Source organism: Desulfocicer niacini, from assembly GCF_054657595.1.
The window spans coordinates 125,570-145,624 of sequence record NZ_BAAHYK010000002.1 but is presented as its reverse complement, the minus strand read 5'-3'; the positions used below and the strand labels follow the sequence as shown (position 1 = coordinate 145,624).

At 49.8% G+C, this 20,055-nt stretch carries 21 protein-coding genes and 3 tRNA genes; 10 read left to right on the top strand and 14 right to left on the bottom strand.

What is annotated here, in order from left to right; translation table 11 throughout:
- Window positions 1-266: 266 nt before the first annotated feature.
- From rsmB to ACYQ2M_RS01670, 4 genes are all read right to left on the bottom strand, one after another.
- The gene (gene rsmB / locus ACYQ2M_RS01685) at window positions 267-1,661 is read right to left on the bottom strand and encodes a 16S rRNA (cytosine(967)-C(5))-methyltransferase RsmB (protein WP_459914572.1); all 1,395 of its coding nucleotides are present in this window, start codon (window positions 1,659-1,661) and stop codon (window positions 267-269) included.
- A gap of 177 nt (window positions 1,662-1,838) precedes the next feature.
- On the bottom strand, window positions 1,839-2,789 hold the full coding sequence (fmt, locus tag ACYQ2M_RS01680; protein WP_459914571.1) for a methionyl-tRNA formyltransferase: 951 nt from the start codon (window positions 2,787-2,789) through the stop codon (window positions 1,839-1,841).
- Window positions 2,786-3,319 carry a peptide deformylase gene (gene def, locus ACYQ2M_RS01675; protein ID WP_459914570.1) on the bottom strand — a complete coding sequence of 178 codons (534 nt, stop codon included), beginning with the start codon at window positions 3,317-3,319 and terminating at the stop codon, window positions 2,786-2,788. The genes fmt and def overlap by 4 nt, the downstream gene beginning before the upstream one ends.
- 83 nt (window positions 3,320-3,402) lie before the next feature.
- Window positions 3,403-4,344 (bottom strand): bifunctional riboflavin kinase/FAD synthetase, encoded by a 942-nt coding sequence (locus ACYQ2M_RS01670; RefSeq protein ID WP_459914569.1) that lies wholly within the window; start codon window positions 4,342-4,344, stop codon window positions 3,403-3,405.
- A gap of 109 nt (window positions 4,345-4,453) precedes the next feature.
- Between ACYQ2M_RS01670 and ACYQ2M_RS01665 the strand changes: the two genes are divergently transcribed.
- A tRNA-Leu gene (locus ACYQ2M_RS01665) sits at window positions 4,454-4,540 on the top strand.
- A 186-nt stretch (window positions 4,541-4,726) separates the two neighbouring features.
- Here ACYQ2M_RS01665 and ACYQ2M_RS01660 read toward each other — a convergent pair.
- Complete coding sequence (locus ACYQ2M_RS01660) at window positions 4,727-5,626, bottom strand: NAD(P)-dependent oxidoreductase (RefSeq protein WP_459914568.1); 900 nt, start codon at window positions 5,624-5,626, stop codon at window positions 4,727-4,729.
- Between the two features lie 245 nt (window positions 5,627-5,871).
- Between ACYQ2M_RS01660 and ACYQ2M_RS01655 the strand changes: the two genes are divergently transcribed.
- Window positions 5,872-5,956 (top strand) — tRNA-Leu (locus ACYQ2M_RS01655).
- A 91-nt stretch (window positions 5,957-6,047) separates the two neighbouring features.
- Here ACYQ2M_RS01655 and ACYQ2M_RS01650 read toward each other — a convergent pair.
- Window positions 6,048-7,088, bottom strand: a complete 1,041-nt coding sequence (locus ACYQ2M_RS01650) for a LysM peptidoglycan-binding domain-containing protein (protein WP_459914567.1) — start codon at window positions 7,086-7,088, stop codon at window positions 6,048-6,050.
- A 496-nt stretch (window positions 7,089-7,584) separates the two neighbouring features.
- Here ACYQ2M_RS01650 and ACYQ2M_RS01645 point away from each other — a divergent pair, with 496 nt between their 5' ends.
- The 4 genes from ACYQ2M_RS01645 to ACYQ2M_RS01630 all read left to right on the top strand — a co-directional run bounded on the left by ACYQ2M_RS01645 (window position 7,585) and on the right by ACYQ2M_RS01630 (window position 11,850).
- Complete coding sequence (locus ACYQ2M_RS01645; protein WP_459914566.1) at window positions 7,585-8,139, top strand: HD domain-containing protein; 555 nt, start codon at window positions 7,585-7,587, stop codon at window positions 8,137-8,139.
- A 379-nt stretch (window positions 8,140-8,518) separates the two neighbouring features.
- Window positions 8,519-9,205 (top strand): PTS sugar transporter subunit IIA, encoded by a 687-nt coding sequence (locus tag ACYQ2M_RS01640; RefSeq protein WP_459914565.1) that lies wholly within the window; start codon window positions 8,519-8,521, stop codon window positions 9,203-9,205.
- A 10-nt stretch (window positions 9,206-9,215) separates the two neighbouring features.
- Complete coding sequence (locus tag ACYQ2M_RS01635; protein ID WP_459914564.1) at window positions 9,216-10,949, top strand: chloride channel protein; 1,734 nt, start codon at window positions 9,216-9,218, stop codon at window positions 10,947-10,949.
- A 73-nt stretch (window positions 10,950-11,022) separates the two neighbouring features.
- Window positions 11,023-11,850 carry a universal stress protein gene (locus tag ACYQ2M_RS01630; RefSeq protein ID WP_459914563.1) on the top strand — a complete coding sequence of 276 codons (828 nt, stop codon included), beginning with the start codon at window positions 11,023-11,025 and terminating at the stop codon, window positions 11,848-11,850.
- A gap of 57 nt (window positions 11,851-11,907) precedes the next feature.
- Here ACYQ2M_RS01630 and ACYQ2M_RS01625 read toward each other — a convergent pair whose 3' ends face one another.
- The 7 genes from ACYQ2M_RS01625 to ACYQ2M_RS01595 form a co-directional block, all read right to left on the bottom strand.
- Window positions 11,908-12,333: a YkgJ family cysteine cluster protein gene (locus ACYQ2M_RS01625; protein ID WP_459914562.1), complete on the bottom strand. Its 426-nt coding sequence runs from the start codon at window positions 12,331-12,333 to the stop codon at window positions 11,908-11,910.
- Window positions 12,323-12,922: a recombination mediator RecR gene (gene recR, locus ACYQ2M_RS01620; protein ID WP_459914561.1), complete on the bottom strand. Its 600-nt coding sequence runs from the start codon at window positions 12,920-12,922 to the stop codon at window positions 12,323-12,325. The genes ACYQ2M_RS01625 and recR overlap by 11 nt, the downstream gene beginning before the upstream one ends.
- Before the next feature lie 4 nt (window positions 12,923-12,926).
- On the bottom strand, window positions 12,927-13,238 hold the full coding sequence (locus ACYQ2M_RS01615; protein ID WP_459914560.1) for a YbaB/EbfC family nucleoid-associated protein: 312 nt from the start codon (window positions 13,236-13,238) through the stop codon (window positions 12,927-12,929).
- A gap of 17 nt (window positions 13,239-13,255) precedes the next feature.
- Window positions 13,256-15,076 (bottom strand): DNA polymerase III subunit gamma/tau, encoded by a 1,821-nt coding sequence (gene dnaX / locus ACYQ2M_RS01610; protein ID WP_459914559.1) that lies wholly within the window; start codon window positions 15,074-15,076, stop codon window positions 13,256-13,258.
- Between the two features lie 24 nt (window positions 15,077-15,100).
- Window positions 15,101-15,188, bottom strand: a tRNA-Ser gene (locus ACYQ2M_RS01605).
- Window positions 15,189-15,234: 46 nt separating this feature from the next.
- Entirely contained in the window at window positions 15,235-15,963 is a 729-nt protein-coding gene (locus ACYQ2M_RS01600) for a tRNA1(Val) (adenine(37)-N6)-methyltransferase (RefSeq protein ID WP_459914558.1), read from the bottom strand.
- The gene (locus ACYQ2M_RS01595; protein WP_459914557.1) at window positions 15,944-16,249 is read right to left on the bottom strand and encodes a DciA family protein; all 306 of its coding nucleotides are present in this window, start codon (window positions 16,247-16,249) and stop codon (window positions 15,944-15,946) included. Before ACYQ2M_RS01595 ends, ACYQ2M_RS01600 begins: the two co-directional genes overlap by 20 nt.
- Before the next feature lie 298 nt (window positions 16,250-16,547).
- On the opposite strand from ACYQ2M_RS01595, the gene hflK reads away from it, so the two are divergent.
- On the top strand, window positions 16,548-17,642 hold the full coding sequence (gene hflK / locus ACYQ2M_RS01590; RefSeq protein ID WP_459914556.1) for an FtsH protease activity modulator HflK: 1,095 nt from the start codon (window positions 16,548-16,550) through the stop codon (window positions 17,640-17,642).
- Window positions 17,642-18,589 carry a protease modulator HflC gene (hflC, locus tag ACYQ2M_RS01585; protein WP_459914555.1) on the top strand — a complete coding sequence of 316 codons (948 nt, stop codon included), beginning with the start codon at window positions 17,642-17,644 and terminating at the stop codon, window positions 18,587-18,589. The genes hflK and hflC overlap by 1 nt, the downstream gene beginning before the upstream one ends.
- A gap of 79 nt (window positions 18,590-18,668) precedes the next feature.
- Here the strand turns inward: hflC and ACYQ2M_RS01580 are convergent, their stop codons facing one another.
- Entirely contained in the window at window positions 18,669-18,767 is a 99-nt protein-coding gene (locus ACYQ2M_RS01580; protein WP_073474648.1) for a 30S ribosomal protein bS22, read from the bottom strand.
- Between the two features lie 154 nt (window positions 18,768-18,921).
- Between ACYQ2M_RS01580 and ACYQ2M_RS01575 the strand changes: the two genes are divergently transcribed.
- Window positions 18,922-19,458 carry a hypothetical protein gene (locus ACYQ2M_RS01575; RefSeq protein WP_459914554.1) on the top strand — a complete coding sequence of 179 codons (537 nt, stop codon included), beginning with the start codon at window positions 18,922-18,924 and terminating at the stop codon, window positions 19,456-19,458.
- A 107-nt stretch (window positions 19,459-19,565) separates the two neighbouring features.
- Window positions 19,566-19,862, top strand: a complete 297-nt coding sequence (locus ACYQ2M_RS01570; protein WP_459914553.1) for an FmdB family zinc ribbon protein — start codon at window positions 19,566-19,568, stop codon at window positions 19,860-19,862.
- Window positions 19,863-20,055 lie beyond the last annotated feature (193 nt).

Below are 20,055 nucleotides of genomic sequence, written 5' to 3'. Positions count from 1 at the left end.
TTTTATGTGAAAATGCCGACAGCAGAGCCCCCAGCGGCCATCCGGTCCGGCCCGATTGGACCCAAAGGCGATCAGCCCTTTTGCCCTGCCGGTCGTTAAGAAGCGCAGGCTGTTTGAGGACAAACTTGCCCGCAGTTCCTGCGCTTTAGACCGGCAGGGCAAAAGGGTCACCGATGGTCCGGGGCCGGACCGGATGGGCGTTGGGGACGGCATATTACCATTTTCAATTTTTGTTGCGGCAGGTGTTTACTGCCAGCAAGTTGTCTTTATTTTTCCCGGTGCAGGGCCACGGCAAAGAAACCGTCCATGTCCAGGGTGTGGGGCCAGGTACAGAAAAATCCATGGGAGGACACCGGGTTATTGTCATTTTTCCGGGGACCATGCCCCAAAGGGTTTTTCATGTCAATGGTAAATTCGGGCCGACGGGCCAGAAAATCATGGATCACCGTTTCGTTTTCCCGGGGTTCACAGGAACACACGGCATAAACCAGGGTACCGCCGGGGGCCACCAGGTCGGCGGCATTAAAAAGCATTTTCTCCTGCCTTACGGCCAGCCTGGCAATGTCTTTTTTGGTCCGCTTCCACTTGGTATCCGGATTTCTTCTGAGTACTCCGAGTCCTGAACAGGGGGCATCCACAAGTACCCGGTCAAAGGGACTGTTAAAGTCCAGGGTTTCGGGTTTGAGCAGATTTATTGTCCGGGTGGAGATGATGTCAAGCCCCAGGCGTTGCATCTCTTGTTCAAGCTGTTTAAGCTTGCGGGGATCGGTGTCTCCGGCCACAAGTTCTCCCTGGTTTTCCATGAGCTGGGCAATGTGTCCGGTTTTGCCCCCCAGACCTGCACAGGCATCCAGAATCCGTTCCCCGGGCTGGGGATTTAAAAAATGGGCCGTCACCAGCTGGGCCGCTTCATCCTGGACCTGAAAATCCCCTGCCTTGAAAGAATCCATGTCGTGGAGGGCCATGGAAGGGCCCTTCAGGCTGATGCCAAGTGTGCTTGTGGATGTTTTCCATGCATGCCCTGCCTGGGATGCCAGGGTTTCCAAAAGGGCCTTCCGGCTGGTTCTAAGGGTGTTGACCCGCAATGTGATGGGAGGAATGGTATTGATGGCATCTCCCAGGGCCAGGGTCTTTGCCATGCCAAATCGGGTAATCCATCTTCTGGCAAGCCACAGCGGCAGTGATTTCTCAACGGAAACAAAGTGTTCCGGGGCTGTGTCCGGATTCGGAGGGGCAATGGTCTGCCATTTTGTGGCAGCCTTTCGCAGCACGGCATTGACAAATCCTGCAGCACCTTTGTGAATGTGAAATTTTGCCACGGTCACTGCGGTATTGACGGCGGCGGAAACGGGGATTTTGTCCATGTGGATGATTTGAAAAAGCGCCATGCGCAACAGCCACATCACTTCGGGGTCCACCTGCTGCAGTTTTTTTTGGGAAAAGGGCGCGATGATCCAGTCCAGATGTCCCCGCCATCTCAGGGTGCCGTAAATAAGGGCATTGGCAAGGGATCTGTCCCGCCGTGAAAGGCTGTCAAAGGCCATGGTAAAGGCCTCCAGGGTCTGATCCAGGGTCTTTTGAGAAATGGTGCTTTCCTTTAATACCATCCATGCCAGTCGGCGGGGTTCCTGATTCTGGGTGCTGCTTGTTTCTATACCCATTTGTGTCATTGGGAGCGTTTTAACCTTTATTGGGGCAGGTGGTCCTGCCATGTACGTTTTCGGCTTGATCGCAACATGGGCCACCCGTCACCGTTGGCGGGCAAATGGGCTGATCGCCTTTGGGGCCGATCGGGCCGAATCGGATGGCCGTTGGGGGTGGCATAATACCATTTCCCATCAGTCAAAATCGGCAAAACATTCGCCGGTTTCAAGTTTGTTTCCCCGGAGGAAATCCTCGGAGCAGAGACATTTCCCCGAAGCTCCCTGAAGTCTTAAAATGGCCAGGGCGCCAGATCCCGTGGCCACCTGGATTTCGTTGCAGGAACAGGAAAATACGGTGCCGGGCTTGTGGTTGGTGTGGATGTCCAAGGGGGCGACTTCAAGTATTTTTATACGTTTGCCCCCCAGGAACCCATAGGCCCCGGGCCAGGGGGTCATGGCCCGGACCAGGGCATGGATTTTATCCGATGACAGGTTCCAGTCAACGCATCCGTCGCTTTTTTTCAGCAGTGGGGCATGGGTTGCCAGGTCATGATCCTGGGGTTCGGGGGTGATGCGGTCATGGGCAAAGGCCTCAAGGGTTTTAACAATGAGATCCGCCCCCATGGGGGCAAGGCGGTCATGGAGAGTCTGGGCCGTTTCATCCGGTGCAATGGGGGTTCGGGCTTTAAGCAGCATGTCACCGGTGTCAAGGTCCGTGTCCATGATCATGGTGGTTACCCCGGCCTCTTTATCCTGGTTTAAAATGGCGGCTTGTATGGGTGATGATCCCCGCCAGGCCGGCAGAAGAGATGCATGGATATTGATGGGATGCATGCGCGGGATGTCCAGGATTTCCCGGGACAGTTTATGCCCAAAGGCCACCACCACGAAAAAATCAGGCTGTAGGGCCAGAAGTTTTTCTCTGATGTTAGAGCCCTTCATGCTTTCCGGTTGAAGGATTTCAAGATTTAGATCACAGGCTGCCTGTTTCACCGGGGGGGGCATTTTTTTTTTCCCCCGGCCCCGGGGTCTGTCCGGCTGGGTGACGACCAGGGAAATATGATGTCCGGCGGCAATAAGTGCCTTGAGAGGGGGCACTGCAAAATCAGGTGTTCCCATGAAGATGATGTTGAATTTTTTGTTCACCTTCGCTCCCTTTTGCTCACCTTTTTTCGGTACATGTTTCGTTTCAGGCGGCTGATGCGGTCAATGTATAATGTCCCGTCCAGGTGATCAATTTCATGCTGCATGATCACCGCCTGAATACCGTCGGTGGTGAACTCCAGTTGTTTGCCTTCCGTATTCAATGCCCGTACCGTGACTTTTTCATGGCGTTTTACATCTGCGCTGTAATCGGGTACGCTCAGGCAGGCTTCATTTTCTGAAATAATACTGCCCGAAGCCTTAATGATCTCAGGGTTGATCAATGCCGTAGCATGCTTCTTTGTTTCCGTGGAAGATTCACCTTCGGTTTCCATGCCGGCATCGGGGTTATATACGATGATTCTTAAATTACTGCCCACCTGGGGGGCGGCAAGGCCCACCCCTGGTGCATCAAACATGGTTTCAGCCATGTCTTCAATAAGTGTTAGGATCTGTTTGTCAATTTTTTCCACCGTTATGGCCTTCCGGGCCAAAAAGGGGTCAGGGTATTCAAGTATATTTAAAATTGCCATTATCGTTCTCTTTTTGTCCTTTATGTAAAAAGGCTGCAACTGAAGTAAAAATACAGTGCTCAGCCATTCCTTGTGATCAATCTCTATAAAGTCAGGTCTGCCAGAAGCTTCCTTGCATGTTCAATGTCGGCATGAATCTGGTCGGAAAGGGCTTCGATGCCTGAAAATTTTATTTCATCCCGGAGTCTTTTTACCATGTTTACCCGGATACGGGTACCATAAATATCTCCGGAGAAATCAAGAATATGAACTTCAATGGTGAAAAGATGATCATCAAAGGTGGGGCTGTAGCCGATGTTGGCCACCCCGTTAAAGGTGCCCTTTACGGTTTCCACGGTGACGGCGTATACTCCCATCTTGGGGCAGAGTTCATCATGCAGTTTGATGTTGGCGGTGGGAAATCCCAGCTGACTGCCCCCCCGTTCCCGGCCTTTTATCACCTTGCCCCGGATCTGGTAATACCGACCCAGGAAGGGTTTTGTTTCATCCACCCGGCCCTCCATGACAAGTTCCCGTATGTGGGTGCTGCTGATTCGTTTTGGTGCCGCATCTGATCCCTTGATCCAGTCGGGGATGATCACCTCAAACTGGTAGTCAGCGGCCATTTTCTTAAGGAAATGAATATCTCCTTCCCGGTTCCTTCCAAAGGTGTAATCCGGTCCCACCACAATGGCTTTCATATTCAGTCGATCAAGGAGAATATCCTTTACAAAATCATGGGCGGAAATGGCGGCAAAGGTCCGGGTAAAGGGAATATAGACAAGGGCGTCCATGCCCGTGGCTTCAATGAGTTCTGTTTTTTGATCTTTTCTGGTGATCAGCGGGGGACCGTTGTGGGCTAACACCTTCAGGGGATGGGGATCAAAGGTCATGGCCATGGCAGTACCGTTGATCTGCCGGGCGACCTCAATGACTTTTTTAAAAAGGGCCTGGTGGCCCTTGTGTACGCCGTCAAAATTACCTATGGTGATCACCCCGTTTGTCGGGGGTGTTTTCAGTGAATCAATATCTTCTATCAGTTCCATAATTCCCTTTGTGTTTTTTTGAAATAATACGCTTGACAAAGCCAAAAAACACATATATAAACCACCTATCTTTTCAAATCAATCCTTTTTCTGGGTTGGTTTTCAAAGGGCCGAAGTGGCGGAATTGGTAGACGCGCTAGTTTCAGGGACTAGTGGATGTATGTTCGTGGGAGTTCGAGTCTCCCCTTCGGCACCAATTGAATTCAAAGCCCCTGTCCATATTTTTTGTGGGCAGGGGCTTTTTGCGTTACGGGCTCGGTAAATAACGCAAGTTTGACCCCTCTTTGATAATCGTCGAATCGGAAAAATAAGAATGTTCCCTGTAAATGCCTGCCGGGGGCATGCGTGTATTATAGATGCCTTGCCCCCATCGTTACCGTAATTATGGTTCGGGTACAGGGGGGGGATCCTGAAATAATTTATACAGTGCCTGGGTTCCTTCGTTTTCACTTCCCCGGGCAGCCAGCTGGTCATACAGGCCGGCAGCAAGTTTTAACCCCGGAGTTTCAAGCCCCATGGCCTGTGCAGATTCCAGGGCGATCCCCATGTCTTTTATAAAATGCTTGACGAAAAAGCCCGGAGAGAAATCTTTTTTGATAATTCGGGGAGCCAGATTGTTCAAGGACCAGCTGCCAGCGGCGCCCTGTCCGATGTTTTCAATTACTTTTTCCTGGTTAAGTCCTGCCTTTTCCGCATATGCAAGGGCTTCACACATGGCCACCATGCCAGCCGCAATGGTAATTTGATTCACCATTTTGGTGTGCTGTCCGCTGCCTGCAGGACCCTGGTGATGGATGTTTTTTCCCATGCATTCCAGTATGGGCAGTGCCATTGTGAAGTCAGAGGCATCTCCCCCCACCATGATAGACAAGCTGGCGTTCTGGGCCCCGATATCTCCCCCCGTCACCGGTGCGTCCAGGCAGTGTACTCTTTTTTTTTGTCCTTCTTCATATAAAATAACGGCAAGGTCTGGACGGGAGGTGGTCATGTCCAGGGTGAGGGTTCCGGGACATGCTGTTTGAAAGATACCCTGGTCTCCCATATAAATCTGCTTCACATCTTCGGGGTAACCCACCATGGTGACGATCACCTGGCATTTTTTTGCCAGCCGGGCAGGGGAATCCTGCCAGACAGCTCCTTGCCTGCAGAGCCCCTCTGTTTTAGAGCGGGTGCGGGAATAAACCTGCAGGCCATATCCGGCATTTAAAATATGGCGGGCCATGGATGTTCCCATTACACCGATTCCAATGAAACCCACGGTGGTCTCTTTATTTAAAATCACTTGTGATAGCTCCTTTTTAGATTCTTATTTCTGATTTTCGTGTTGTTTTGGCAAGAGAATCAGAAAAGCTTTTTGGTTCTGGCTTGTCCAGGTCAGGGCCTGACATTCAAAAAAAGGCAGATATCATGGGCAAGCCCAGGTAAGTTTATTAATAACTGTGTATATATTGACTTAAAGGTTGACTTGGCTTCGGTTTTATTGTAGAAAGCTCCCCATTGTAATAAAGCTTTGTGCTTTTGTTGCAGGCCGAAGTGGTGGAATTGGTAGACACGCTAGACTTAGGATCTAGTGCCGCGAGGCGTGGAGGTTCAAGCCCTCTCTTCGGTACCATTTTAAATTAAAAGGTCTTGCAGGTATTGATACCTGCCGGGCCTTTTTTTTTATCCTCACAACTGGGCTTCTTTTCGGTCTGGCAGATGGCTTATTTGATGATATCCCCCGTCAAGACCTCTGCTGTGGAATAAATAACTCTTACCGTTGAAGCTGTGGCTTCGGTGTGAAGCACCATCACCGTGCCGTTCTTTAAAAGGGGCAGGGGGGACGATTTTTTAAAGCTTTTGTCTGGAATCGTTCGGGTTTTGTAAAGGGTGTATATATCCCCCGGCTTGACCAGCTTTTGACTTCCGGCATCCATAAAGGCGATGCTGCCCTCGGCAAGAAGTTCATTGTTGTCCTGGGAGCAGATCAATCTGGCCTGTATGGGGCGGGGAGAAGGGTTTCTGGTGATTTCGTTTTTCAGAGGGCGATAAGCCATGAGGGGATCTCCGGGAGAACATGTCCTGAAAGTACGGTCTATGACGGCCCTAGTATACTCCTTGGTGTTTTCAAGGATGGTCACCGTGGCCTTTACGGTATGTTGAATTCCCTTGAATCGGGTGTCATCATATTTCAAGGATACCTCTTGGGTTGAAAAAATGTGATAGGCATTGCCGGGAATGAAATTACTTTTTTTAATGGGATTGATAAACAGAATATCGCCTTCGGTGAACAGGGTTTTATCGTTCTCTGCCATGATAATATGACCCAGTATGGGTTCTGCTGTTTCCTTGATGAACCCTGGATACTCAACGGATTCCCAATGCGGTGGGGGGCATGGCAGGGCGGCTTTGGTTTCCACCATGGGCGTGTGTGTTTTTTCCGGGGGGGGTGCCATGGGCATGGGATCAGGCGGCAGGGCGTCGGTTAGAAAGACCCTGATTTTGTTTCCGGGGTAAATCAAGTGGGGGTTTTCAATCTGGTGGTTCATCTCCCACAATCCCGGCCAAACCCACTGGGATTTGTAAAATTTTCGGGAGAGATCCCACAGCGTATCTCCCTTCTGAACGGTATAATAAAAAACAGGGCCCTGGGCGGTTTCGACCCGTTCCATGCCCGGCATTAAAGGTGTTTTATCAGCTGCACCGCCGGTGAAGGGCAGTAGCAGGAAAAGAATGATTGCCATGAACCCTGTTTTTTTCTGCATGCTGTTCTCCCCCCTGGATATAAAAATTGATATTTTTACGGTCAACTGGGAAAGGTCTGTATTTTTGGGTGGGCACATTCCCATTTGGCCGGTATGTCTCGTATGACATTGCTGTGCATTTGATTTTCATGCCCATCGCTGATGAAGCTGTGAGGGGGAAAATGGGAATGCACATTTTTTGATCGTGTTCGGTGATATTTCCTCAGAATTCATATTTAAACCGGGCCTACCTTAAATGTCAAGCCATCTTGTGTTCTGCTTCTTATTCCGACTGACCGAAGGTGTATTGCCATTTTTCCGGCACCATTACAGCATTCTGGTTTGTTCATAAGCCTTACTCCACTCTTGCCCATGTTGTGACCTGTGGCCAGGCTCCGGCATTCTATGGATTTGATGTTGGGCCCCATCCATGATGAAGCCCCCCCCGATGGGGAAAATGAGAATGCCCCCGCTGGGGGGCAAAGGGATTTCAATTTTTGTCAATACAGGAGAAACAATGGACCATAAATTCACAGATCTTTTTTTTGAGGCAAGTATGTTGACCAGTCTGCCGCGTTCGGGCTATCAGTTTCTGGGTGCAGGACAGGAGACTGTGGCGGCGCACAGTTTTATGACGGCATTTATATGCCTTGCCATGGCAGACATGGAACCAGGCGTTGACGGAAAGAAAATTGTTTCCATGGCCTTGGTACACGACCTTGCCGAAGCAAGAACCGGGGATTTAAACTATGTTCAGAAACAATATGTCACCACGCGGGAGGATCTGGCCCTGTCCTGCATGGCAAAGGGCTTTCCCTTTGGAAAAAAACTGAGTGCCCTGGTGGAGGAATTTAACCGGGGGGAAACAAGGGAAGCCCAATTGGCCCGGGATGCCGATCAATTATCTTTTATCATTGAGCTTAAAAAACTTCAGGACATCGGGGTGAAAACCCCTGAAAAATGGTTGCCCCATGTTCTGGATCGCTTAACCACAGACACGGGTCAGCGTCTGGCAAAAAACCTTATGGCATCTAGTTGGGATGACTGGTGGCTTAATAATTACAGCGAATGATGTGTCGTCGGGACATGTTCCGAGTCAATATCAGCCTTGAAAAAAAAACGCGGCTGGTATAATCAATTAGGTTAATCTTTGATGATGGCATCTTTGACATCTTTTGTTCTCTGGATGTATGATGAAAGATATGAAAGATGTGGGGTGGGGGCAGCCTTGCGTTATTGGCGCTTTTGTTGAAATTTGTCTTGAAACACAGGTGGTTGTTAAAAACACAATAACACAAGTCTGACCCCATTGGGCCGCCAATTGTGAGGGGTGGCCCATCTTGTGACCAAGCCCTGATAAATGATGGATGTGGTCCTAAACGATGAATGAAATATCATGGAGGAATGGAAATGCCAGATGGATGGCTTTTTCACGCCAATGGAATATAAAAATGATACAGAGTCTGGAAGAAATAGCACAACGGCTGAATCTGAGTATTGAAACCTTGAACCGGTGGATTCGCCAGGGAAGGATTCCGGTGAGCAAGACAGGTGATATGGGGATGTTCCATGAGGCAGAGCTGAATAAATGGGCAGCCAAGCAGGAAAAAATAATCAAAACCTGCGAAGATCCGGACGGAGTAGGATGTCTGGCCTCGGAATTTGTCCTGGGTACTGCCATGGAAAAGGGAGGGGTACATCATGGTATCGGGGGCACTGACAGAGATTCGGTTCTCCATGCATCAGCCTGTCAGGTACCAGGCCTTTCCCCCGGGCAGCAGGCAGGGCTCTTTGAGCAGTTGCTGGCAAGGGAACAGCTCACCTCCACCGGCATTGGCCAGGGAATTGCCATTCCCCACCCCCGAAATCCCCTGCAGGAAGGGGTAAAAATTCCCATGGTGGTTACCTGTTTTCTAAAAAACAGCATTGACTTCAACGCCATTGATGATCTGCCTGTGTCCACGCTTTTTCTGATTTTAAGCCCTGCGGTGAACTGTCATCTCAACTTGTTGTCCCGGCTTTCCTTCTGTCTCCGGGACAGAGATTTTATGTCCCTTGTTAAAACCAGACCCACTGCGGATGCGCTTCTGGAATGTGTTCAAAAAATGGAAGCCCAGATTGAAAGAAAAGGGGTGTAGGTAAAACATCATGAAGCGATTCATATCGTGGCGTCATCCGGCACGACTGCTGCTTTTTCGGCGTGATGATCGCATGCTGCTCATTGTCATGGGAATAATCGTGGGAATTTCAAGCGGCCTTGCGGCATTGGGGCTGAACATGTCCCTGGTTTTCATGCTGGAAACCCTTCACCACTGGCGACACCACTGGTGGGCCTTTCTTCTGCCTGCCGCCGGAGCCATGCTTTCATCGTTGTTTTTGGAAAAAGCCATGAACGAAGGGGCCGGGCACGGCGTCCCGGAGGTGATTTACAGTGTCTCCCGGTATGGGGGACTCATGCGGTTTCGATCCAGTATTTCCCGGCTGGTGGCAAGCTGCCTCACCATCGGCAGCGGAGGATCTGCAGGCCCTGAAGCCCCCGTGGTCATGAGCGGGGCGGCCATCGGTTCCAATATTGCCAAGTTGTTTTATTTGAATGACCGGCAGCGGGTCACCCTGGTGGGCTGTGGAGCAGCAGGGGCCATTGCCGCCATTTTCAATGCCCCCCTCACCGGTATTATTTTCACCATGGAAATTATCCTTGGTGAGTGGTCCATGGTCAACATCATTCCCATTGCCGTGGCCGCGGTGTCCGGTGCTGAGATCAGCCGGCTTCTGCGGGGTAACAGCATTGCCTTTGAGAGCAGCGGTAGTTTTCACATCGGCAGTGTGGACCTTGTGGCATGTCTGGGGCTTGCCCTGATGGCTTCCATGGCATCTGTGATTCTCACCCGCATGCTCAGGCGCATGCACGGGGTCTCTTCCCGAGTGTCTGTGCCCAAATGGACACGGGCTGCCATGGGAGGGGCTGCGGTGGGGCTTCTGGGTTTTCTGGTGCCCGATGTTCTGGGGGAGGGCTACCATGCCATCCATGCCATGATACAGGGCAATTTCACAACCGGTCTGACCATTGCCGCCATTGCCTGTCTGGCCAAAATCCTGGCCACCGCCCTGACATTGGGATGGGGGGGCTCCGGGGGGATTTTTGCCCCTTGTCTGGTCATCGGCAGCTTTGCCGGTCTTGCCTACCATCGGCTTCTGGTTTTCTTGATGCCGTCGGTGACCTTTGTTAATGAAGGTTGTTTTGCCCTTCTTGGCATGGCTGGCATGATCAGCGGTATTCTCCAGGCACCGCTCACGGGGATATTTCTGATCCTTGAAATCACCGGAAGCTATGAGGTGATGCTGGCGCTTATTATCGTATCGGCCCTTTCCACCACCATTACCCATTATTTTGAGCCTGCTTCCTTTTATCTCAAGGATCTGACAGAAAGGGGACAGCTGTTGAGACCGGGCACCGATGCCAGGGTGCTTGCAGACATGACCATCCGGGAGGTCCTTGAAAAGGATTGTATCCCCGTTCCCCCGGATATGCTGCTCCGGGAGTTCCTGCATGTTGTCAAGCGATCCTCCCGCAATTATTTTCCAGTGGAAGATCCGGACACCGGTTATTTTCTGGGAATGGTGCGCTTTGATCATGTCAGGCCCTATATTTTCAATACAGTGATGTATGACGCTGTGCTTGTGGAACAGATCATGGATGCAGATGTGGAGGCTGTTCATTACGATGATGAACTGGCCGATGTGCTTCACAAAATGGATGTCTCACGGTGCTACAGTCTGCCGGTGGTGAGCAATCACAAGTTTGTGGGAATGGTATCCAAGGCCACCTTGCTTGATAAATACCGGGATGAGCTCAAGGTGCAGACCGCCCAGCGTGTGTAATTCATAAAAAAAGGTGCCCATGGGGTGCCGTCATCTTTATTTGATATCCGAAATATGCGGATCAGGAGGACAGGTGGAGACAACACTTTTTCACGTTTTCAGAAACACCCCCTTGGGAAGAGAGATTCTCATGCAATCGCTTTATTTCTGCAGGGGAATTGACGCATCCATTGTTATTTATATTCCCGAACATACTAAATTTTTAATGTATTTTGATAATGATGTGGTGCAGGTGGATCTGGATGAATCCTATCGCACGGCCCCTGAAACGGCAAAGGCCCATGCCCTGGAACTTGCCCGGGAGGCGGGACTGGACCCCCGGTTTGTCCGGCCTAAAAATTTTACGGCCTCCACATTACCAGACCTGCCGGTGGATTTTGATTTCATGTGCTGTCCCCGCAGCGTCAGTGATCTGTCATCCAAAATCAGTCTTGGCCACATTGGCCCCAAGGTCCGGCGCATTATTAATGCTGCCAGATTTCCTGTGCTTATTCCCAGCTGTCTGTTCAAGGAATGGCAGAGTATTCTGATTTTTTTCGGGGGATCAGTGAATGCGGTGAAGGCGTTGAAGCTGGGCTTGAGGCTGGGCCGGGAAACGGGAAAACCCGTGGATATGTTCACCCAGGCCGACGGCATGCCAAAGGAATCCTTTGAGGAGATTCTTGTAAATCGGGGTATGGAAGAGGAGGTGTCCCAACGGGTGCGTACCTGGCATTTTTTTGAATCCGGCAGTTTTGAACACAATCTTTACAGCGTTCCCCACAATGCCCTTACGGTGATGGGGGCCTATGGCCATGGTCTGGTGCGGGACATGCTTTTTGGCAGTACCATGGAGACCATCCAGACCCATCTGCCAAACACCATGCTCATTGCAGGCCCCAATTACGTTATGCCCCGGTAATCGCAAGTGCCTGGGGGGCTGACTTGACCTACCGGGGCATCATTGCTGCTGTCTTGCTCAATCGGTGGCGGGGTAGGTGCTGTTGAGCTTTTTAAGCTCCATTGCGGCAATACGTCGGATATCCTGTTCCGGAATCCCCTTGACCATGCCGGGGCAGGAACCGGCCATGGCCTCCCAGTTTTCCGGGTGATTCAGAAGGGTTTTAATAAAAGGCCAGGCCCGGCACATATAAGGTTTCACGGCATGGATGGTACAAAGTTTATCAAAGAAAATGCATTTGCCATCCCCTGCCAGGGTGAGTACCGGCCGGGAACCGGACATGTCGCAGTACCGGGGGATAAATTCCTCGGGATCACAGCCGATGAACCGGGAAATGCGATGAATATCTTCTTTGGTGACATAGGTGCCGCCAAATCCCCGGCAGCATTCCCCACACTGGGTGCAGCTGAAAATGTCATCCCCTGTGTTCAGTTTAAAATCCATTTCGTCCCTCCAATGCCCGCTGTAATGTGACCTGATCCACAAAATGCAGATCCCCCCCCATGGGAACCCCCGAGGCGATGCGGGTTATGCATACCCGGGAATGTTGCAGTTGATCTGAAATGTAAGCGGCAGTGGCCTCGCCTTCCACATCTGTTCCCGTGGCCAGTATGATCTCCCGGGTGGTTCTGTGTCTGGCCCGGACCAGCAGTTCTTTTATGCGGATCTCATCGGGGCCGATGCCGTCCATGGGTGATAAAGCCCCTCCCAGGATATGATAAAGACCTGAAAATGCGCCTGATTTTTCAATGGCTGCCATGTCTGTGGGATTTTCCACTACACAGATGATGCTGCTGTCCCGGGTGGGATTACTGCAGATACGGCAGGTGCTTCGGTCGCTGAGCCCGAAACAGGTGGCACACAGGGTGACATTTTTTTTCAGGGCCAGGATATTGTCTGCAAGGGATTGGGCATCACTGTGGGGCGCATGGAGAATGTGAAGGGCCAGCCTTTCGGCGGTTTTACTTCCGATCCCAGGCAGGGTGGCCAAGCTGTCCATGAGTTTTACAATGGATTCAGGATAATAGTTCAAGGGGTTACATCAGACCCGGAATGTTCATGCCGCCGGTGAGTTTACCCATTTCTGCTGACACCATTTCCTGGGATTTGTTCAATGCGTCGTTGACGGCGGCCAGAATGAGATCTTCCAGCATTTCCACATCTTCGGGGTCCACCACTTCTTTTTCCAGGGAGATGGAACTGATTTTCTGACCTCCTGTGGCCACCACCTTTACCATCCCGCCTCCTGCAGAGACTTCCACGGTTTTCAGTGCCAGTTCTTCCTGCATTTTGAGCATTTTTTTCTGTAATTTCTGGGCCTGTTTCATCATGCCACCCATGTTTTTCATATCATATCTCCTTTGTTTTACTTTAATTGAATATCAATAATCTGTCCGCTGAAAAGATTGACGGCTTCGGTGACCAGCGGGTGGTTCATGGCCTCCTGCTTGAGTTTTGCCGGGCTTGTACCTGTGCCCTCGGAGGCTTCAAAAGCCGGGGTGCTTTGGGTTTCTATGGGTTGATTGACCACCAAGCGGTGGGTTTCTCCAAAGTAGTTTTTACAAAGACCTTCAATTTCTTTGGTCTTTGACTGGAGACGATTGAGTTCAAATTTGTTGTTGCTGCAAAGTGTTACACATATTTGATGATTTTTGATGCCGTTGCATTCTGCCTTGGAAAGAATGGCCCCAAGCGAGGGGGAGGTCGATGAGATCATGCCCAAAAACCCTTCCCATGTTTTTTCCCCGGAGGACGGGAGGGCTTGTGCCGGAACTGTGGGTCTTTTCTGGGAAGAGGCTATGCCCGGGTCATAAGTCGTTGGATTTATCTGTTCGCCGGCGTCCCAGGTGGGCATGGGCGGGGGCATATCTGGGCCTGGCCGGTTTCCTCTTTGGGGCTTTGCCATGGTGTTTTCATGGGTTGCACCACTGGGATAGGATTCGGGCCGCTCATTGCAACATGGTTTTTCATGGGAAGCTTGCGAGGCAGTCTGTTTATTCAGGGAAAGCCGGGGGCTTTGGGCGGAGGCTTGTAAAGGCTCAACATTTCGTGCCAGGAGGTCCAGTCGGGTGAGTATGTTATCCATGTCTGTGCCCGGACGTATCTGGATGAGCTGGAGCAATATGGTTTCAAGGGCCGTTCTGGTGTGGCTGGAAAACCGAATAAGGGATTCTTCCTTTAAAAGCAGAGTCAGCATCTGGGACAGATAAACGGGGCTGCCCGGCACCACCATGGCAGTGAGTTGCTCTCTGTCATGGGCACTGATGTCAGAAAGGCTGTTATTGTCGGTGCACAGTTTTACCACCAGCAGATTTCTGAATAGTTCCACCAGACCTGAATAGACTTTTTTCAGATCAAAGCCCAGATCCCGGACCCTGGAGATATTGTGGAGAATGGCGCTTCCATCCCCCTTAAAAACAGCGGATGCCATGTCAAAAAGAATTTTCTTATCGATGATGCCAAGATTGTTAAGCAGATGATCGTGGGGAATGTGGGCCTCTGTGCTGCTGGATATTACCCGGTCCAGCAGACTTAACGAATCCCGCATGGAACCGTCGGCCTCAGATGCAATCAGGCTGCAGCTTTCTTTGGAAATGGTGAAGCCCTCCTGGGAGGCAAGCCATTCCAGGTGGTTGGCGATTTCTGTGAGACCAATACGGCCCAAATTATGGCGCTGGCACCGGGACAGGATGGTGATGGGAATCTTATGGGGTTCGGTGGTGGCAAAGATGAAAAGCACGTGGTCCGGAGGTTCTTCCAGGGTTTTAAGCAGGGCATTAAAGGCTGCCGTGCTGAGCATGTGTACTTCATCAATAATATAGATCTTGTGGGGGGATGACACCGGCATGTAGGTGACATTTTCCCGGAGTTCCCGGATCTGATCAACGCTGTTGTTGGAAGCACCATCAATTTCAAAGACGTCAGCGGCATTTCCAGAGGTGATGGAGATACAGGATCGACAGACATTGCAGGGGACCGGTATGGGACCCTCCTTGCAGTTCATGGCCTTGGCAAGAATTCTGGCAATGCTGGTTTTACCGGTACCCCGGGGACCTGAAAAAAGAATGGCATGGGCCACCCTGCGGGACAGAATCGCATTGGAAAGCGTCTGAGTCACATGGGGTTGTCCGATAACATCCTGAAAGGTCTGGGGTCTGTATTTGAGGGCTAAAACGCGATAAGACATGTTTCCCGGGAGGTGCAGAAAAAGTGGCGGAGAGAGAGAGATTCGAACTCTCGGTACCTTGCGATACACACGCTTTCCAGGCGTGCACCTTCAGCCACTCGGCCATCTCTCCGCATGAATAATGATGAGAGGGTAGATATCCTTTTTTGTCGGTCCTGTCAAGCATTAAACATAAAATGTGGCAAATCGGATTTGCTGCAGCAACTGTCTGAAGTGTGCAGATAAAGAGGTGGCAGAATTGTAAAGTCACAGTTTTGGCATTTTCTGGCCGTCATTATAAACAATTTGGCCTTTTGGGTTTTTCGGGGGTGGATGAATTTAAGGGTGTCTGGTGTCAGCCCTTTTTCCGGCAGAACATTCATAAGCTCTGGCAGCCGTTCCACGGGGTAGATGGTGTGAAAAAAACCGTTGCACTTTAATAGTTTTGAGGCGCTTTCGACCAGGGTTTCAAGTGTCAGGGTTATTTCATGCCGGGCCATGGCCTTCTGGGGGTGGGGGTTGAGCCTGCCATGGTTTTGTTTGCGGTAGGGGGGGTTGGTAATTACCATGTCCTGGGAGTCCAGGTATTCCTGTGTGAGCATTTCGGCAATATCAGCATGGTGCACCACAATTTCTTTTTCTCGGCGATTGATTTTTACATTTTTTCGGGCGGTGAGGGCAAGATCTTCCTGAATTTCCACGGCGGTGACGGTGAGGTTCGGTGTCTTATGGCATAAAAGAAGGGGTATGATGGCAACCCCCGTTCCGATGTCCATAATGCGCTGTCCGGGGCAGGGGCGGGCGTGGTCCGAGAGTGCAAAGGGGTCCATGGAAAAACGGTAGCCGTTTTTAGGTTGATGGATCTTAAGATTGCCATCAAAAAAATATTCAGTTGTGCAGGGCTGCAATTTTGAATTTCATCTCTTTAACAAGGGGGCTGCCCAGGGCATGATTTAAGTTTGACATCAGGGATGTCTTAAGAAATTTGAGTTGGTGCATCCACACGGAGCTGGACACATGGACAATGAGGATGCCGTTGTTAAACGCGCCGGGTTTTGCATTTTGCGCAAGGGCATCTCCTGCCACACTGTTCCACAATTCCCAGATGGCGGTCATGCCGGTGTCTGCACTGGGTCTGAACTCCTCCAGTGCCTGGTTCAGGATGGTGCCAATATGTGTCAGTTGGGTTTTCATGGAAGGAAGTTTATCATTTTATATGTCAAAATGTCAATGCGGGGGGGGCAGCACCGTCTGTTTTTTGCTTGAAAATATGGGGAAACCATGTAGAATAATGGATTTAACAAATAGTGAGGGTACAGGGGCATGGGTTCCTGGCCGGAAGAGTGGTGTTAACCATTTGTTGCTTTAAACGGCTGCTTTGTTATTATTGATTATTTGAAAGTTCGCGGATCATCCTGAACTGGTACTGGCGGTTATGGGTTTAGGGGGGTCTATATTTGATCTGACTTTAAGTGAAAACGGGAAACTGACTATGAACTGGGATTGGGATAAGCTCAGAGAAAAACAGGAGCAATACGAGCAGAAGCGTTCGGGTGGAGGGTCTGGAGTTCCTAGACCGCCCCAGATAGATGAGATATTGAATCGATTCAAAAATTTTAAATTCCCCGGTGGGATACTTCTCATCGTGGTGCTTTTTTTTCTTTTCTTCGGCAGTTCGATTTTTTTCACCGTGGGTATTGATGAGGTGGGGGTAATCCAGCGGTTTGGTAAGTACAACCGCATTTCCCAGCCGGGTTTGAATTTTAAACTTCCCGCAGGGGTTGAAAATGTGACCAAGGTAAAGATCAAGCGGGTTTATAAAGAGGAATTTGGGTTTGAGACGGTGAAGGGCTATGATAATGCCCGTTTTTCCAACGATAATACCGATACCGGGGCTGCTTTGATGCTCACCGGGGATCTTAATGTGGCGGTGGTGCCTTGGATTGTTCAATACAGGATTTCTGATCCTTATAATTATCTGTTCAAGGTTGAAGATGTCCGTTCCATTCTTCGGGACATGGCTGAAGCCACCATGCGGACGGTGGTGGGGGATAGAAGTATCAATGAGGTTATCAGCAAGCGAGAAGAAATTGCCGTGGCGGCAAGAAAGCGCCTTCAGGATGAAATGAATCAGGCGGAAACAGGCATTCACATTGTCACCATTGAGATGAAAAAAACCAACGTACCAGAGCCGGTTCAACCTTCCTTTAATGAAGTCAATGAAGCTGTCCAGGAAAAAGAGCAGATGATCTATAAGGCAAGAGAAGGCTACAATAAAGCCATTCCTGCTGCAAGGGGCGAGGCACTTCGTCTGGTAAAAGATGCAGAGGGGTTTGCCCTTGACCGGGTGAACAGAGCCCTTGGTGATGCGGCCCGTTTTACTTCAGTGTATAAGGAGTATGTCAAGGCCAAGGATGTCACGGAGAAACGTCTTTATCTGGAAGCCATGGGGGATATCCTTCCCCGGCTGGGTGCTAAATTTATCATAGACGCTGATCAGAAAAACGTGTTGCCGCTGTTGAATATGGACACCACAAGGTCCATTGTGCCGGCCATAAAAGCCTTAGAAGAAGGTGGGGGTAAATAATGAATAAAGTCAAAGGAATTGCAGCTGTTGTGCTGGCGGGCGTTATGTTTGTCCTGCTGACCTCGGCCTACATTGTGGATGAAACCGAGCAGGTTGTTATTACCCAGTTCGGGCGTGTGGTGGGAGAACCTGTTGTTTCTCCGGGCCTGAATTTTAAAGTGCCCTTTATTCAGAAGGCCACCTATTTTCCTAAGAATCTCCAGGAATGGGACGGTGATCCCGGTCAGGTACCCACCCGGGACAAGACATTCATCTGGGTGGATACCTTTGCAAGGTGGAAGATTGTGGACCCTGTGAAGTATTTTCAGACGGTGAACAATATGGTGACAGCCCTGGGACGTCTGGATGATATCATTGACCCTGCGGTGAGGAATTTTTTGACTTCCTTCCGGCTGGTGGAAAGCGTAAGAAACAGTGATCGACCCATGGATACCTTTGAGGAATTCAGCGATGAGTCCGAAGGTCTGCAGGAATCCCAGTACAGAATCAAGGTAGGGCGAAGTGAAATTACAAGGCGGATCATGGTTCAGGCCCAGCCCAAACTTGAGCCCTTTGGCATTGAGTTGGTGGATGTTAAAATCAAGCGCATCAATTATGTGGAAAAGGTTCGGGATGCTGTGTATGGTCGTATGATTGCAGAGCGTCGTCAGATTGCAGAAAAGTATCGCGCAGAAGGAAAGGGAGAGGCCAGCAATATTCAGGGTGACAAGGAAAAAGAGCTCCAGCTCATCCGATCGGAGGCCTATCGCAAGGCTGAAGAGATCAAGGGAGAGGCAGATGCCAAGGCCACCCAGATCTATGCTTTGGCCTATGGAGCAGACCCAGAGTTTTATTCCTTTTTAAAGACAATGGATGTCTACCGGACAGTCCTGGATAAATCTGGAACATTGGTGCTTTCAACGGATTCTGAGTTTATGAAGTACTTTAAAGGTTCAAAGGGCTTATAATAAAAAAAGTGGGAAGTGGAAAGCGGGGGGTGTGATGACTGCACTCCCCGGTTCCATACCCACTCTATGATACCAAGCTTTATTTGCCCTTACGTCTCTGATGCCGTGTTCTGGCAAGGAGTTTTCGATGCTTGTGTTTTCTCATTTTTTTTCGTCTCTTCTTGATAACGCTGCCCAAAAAATCACCTCCTTTACAGGAATTGTAAATATCCATAGTTAATGTCAATCCTGTCTTTATAGCATATGGATTCAGGGGATGTCCATTGATTTTTTCAGGCCTGATCATAACAATGGATACCCTGTGTTTTTCTTTCATCCCAGGGGGATCTGTTATGCCCGACGATAATTTTTTTAATGAAAAACAGCTGTGCCTGGTGCAGGAGGCGGTGAGTGTGTCTGAGGATTTGGTCAGTAACTATTATAAAATGTCCTCGGCCCAGTGGATTCGCAGTTGCTATGAGGTCAAAACTGCAAAGGATCTTGATATACAGGAGCAGGTGCATGGTCCCTTTGCCCAAGTTGTGGGATACCGGGCTCAGAAAAAAAACGGATGCCTGGGCTCTTCGTGTTTTGATTTTTACAGAATCTGTATCCAGGACCAGGCTATTTTATCCGTAATTGAAAACCAGGCTGGTCTGCTGAAGATTTTTCCCTTTTTGCTGTATATTCTTGTTCATGAGCTGGTTCATATTGTGCGGTTTGCAAGGTTTCAACAGATATATGATTGTGCCTCCGAAGCGGAGTGTGCCATGGAGGAAGAGCGCCTTGTTCATGGCATTACCTTTAAAATATTGAGGGGCACAACTGTGGCTGGTATGGAGCAAGTATTTGTATATTATAGAAAATGGCGTTGTGTCGAAGAAATATAGCTGTGCGTTTAAAATTTTTTGACGACTCCTTGACAAGGGGTAAAGACTGACTATTTTATCATTGAATTTGAAATGGCTGAAAACCAAAACATGGAGAAAAAGTTAAAATGCCGATTTATGAGTATGAGTGTAGTGAGTGCGGGCAGATCGAAGAAGCTTTACAGAAAATGTCAGATCCCCCGCTTTCTACATGCAAACACTGCCATGGAAAACTTCATAAAATCCTTTCCCAGAGTTCTTTTCATCTGAAGGGTTCGGGCTGGTATGTCACCGATTATGGTGGAAGCACTTCCAAGGCCGACGCTTCGTCGTCTGTGGGGAAAACATCCCAGAGTACCCCTTCTGCCCCATGTGCCCAGAAATTAACCAAGGTGGATACTCCGGGTTCAAGTGCGTCTGAATAGTCATTCAAAACAGTATGAAAATAAAATAACAACAGGCTTTGTTGAGCGAGACGATACGTGTCATGCACCACTGAATTACCGGTGTTTCATGTGTGTGTGGAGCTGTTTGAACCGTGATTTACCGGTGTATACATGGCCTGAATATCGTTAAACGCTAAATACTTAAATATCAACTTTATTCTAATAAAAGGAG

Coding starts and splice junctions, on each gene's coding strand:
- rsmB (WP_459914572.1), bottom strand. CDS start 1,661: ATGGGTATAGAAACAAGCAGCACCCAGAATCAGGAACCCCGCCGACTG.
- def (WP_459914570.1), bottom strand. CDS start 3,319: ATGGCAATTTTAAATATACTTGAATACCCTGACCCCTTTTTGGCCCGG.
- ACYQ2M_RS01670 (WP_459914569.1), bottom strand. CDS start 4,344: ATGGAACTGATAGAAGATATTGATTCACTGAAAACACCCCCGACAAAC.
- ACYQ2M_RS01650 (WP_459914567.1), bottom strand. CDS start 7,088: ATGCAGAAAAAAACAGGGTTCATGGCAATCATTCTTTTCCTGCTACTG.
- ACYQ2M_RS01645 (WP_459914566.1), top strand. CDS start 7,585: ATGGACCATAAATTCACAGATCTTTTTTTTGAGGCAAGTATGTTGACC.
- ACYQ2M_RS01640 (WP_459914565.1), top strand. CDS start 8,519: ATGATACAGAGTCTGGAAGAAATAGCACAACGGCTGAATCTGAGTATT.
- ACYQ2M_RS01635 (WP_459914564.1), top strand. CDS start 9,216: ATGAAGCGATTCATATCGTGGCGTCATCCGGCACGACTGCTGCTTTTT.
- ACYQ2M_RS01625 (WP_459914562.1), bottom strand. CDS start 12,333: ATGGATTTTAAACTGAACACAGGGGATGACATTTTCAGCTGCACCCAG.
- ACYQ2M_RS01615 (WP_459914560.1), bottom strand. CDS start 13,238: ATGAAAAACATGGGTGGCATGATGAAACAGGCCCAGAAATTACAGAAA.
- dnaX (WP_459914559.1), bottom strand. CDS start 15,076: ATGTCTTATCGCGTTTTAGCCCTCAAATACAGACCCCAGACCTTTCAG.
- ACYQ2M_RS01595 (WP_459914557.1), bottom strand. CDS start 16,249: ATGAAAACCCAACTGACACATATTGGCACCATCCTGAACCAGGCACTG.
- hflK (WP_459914556.1), top strand. CDS start 16,548: ATGAACTGGGATTGGGATAAGCTCAGAGAAAAACAGGAGCAATACGAG.
- hflC (WP_459914555.1), top strand. CDS start 17,642: ATGAATAAAGTCAAAGGAATTGCAGCTGTTGTGCTGGCGGGCGTTATG.
- ACYQ2M_RS01575 (WP_459914554.1), top strand. CDS start 18,922: ATGCCCGACGATAATTTTTTTAATGAAAAACAGCTGTGCCTGGTGCAG.
- ACYQ2M_RS01570 (WP_459914553.1), top strand. CDS start 19,566: ATGCCGATTTATGAGTATGAGTGTAGTGAGTGCGGGCAGATCGAAGAA.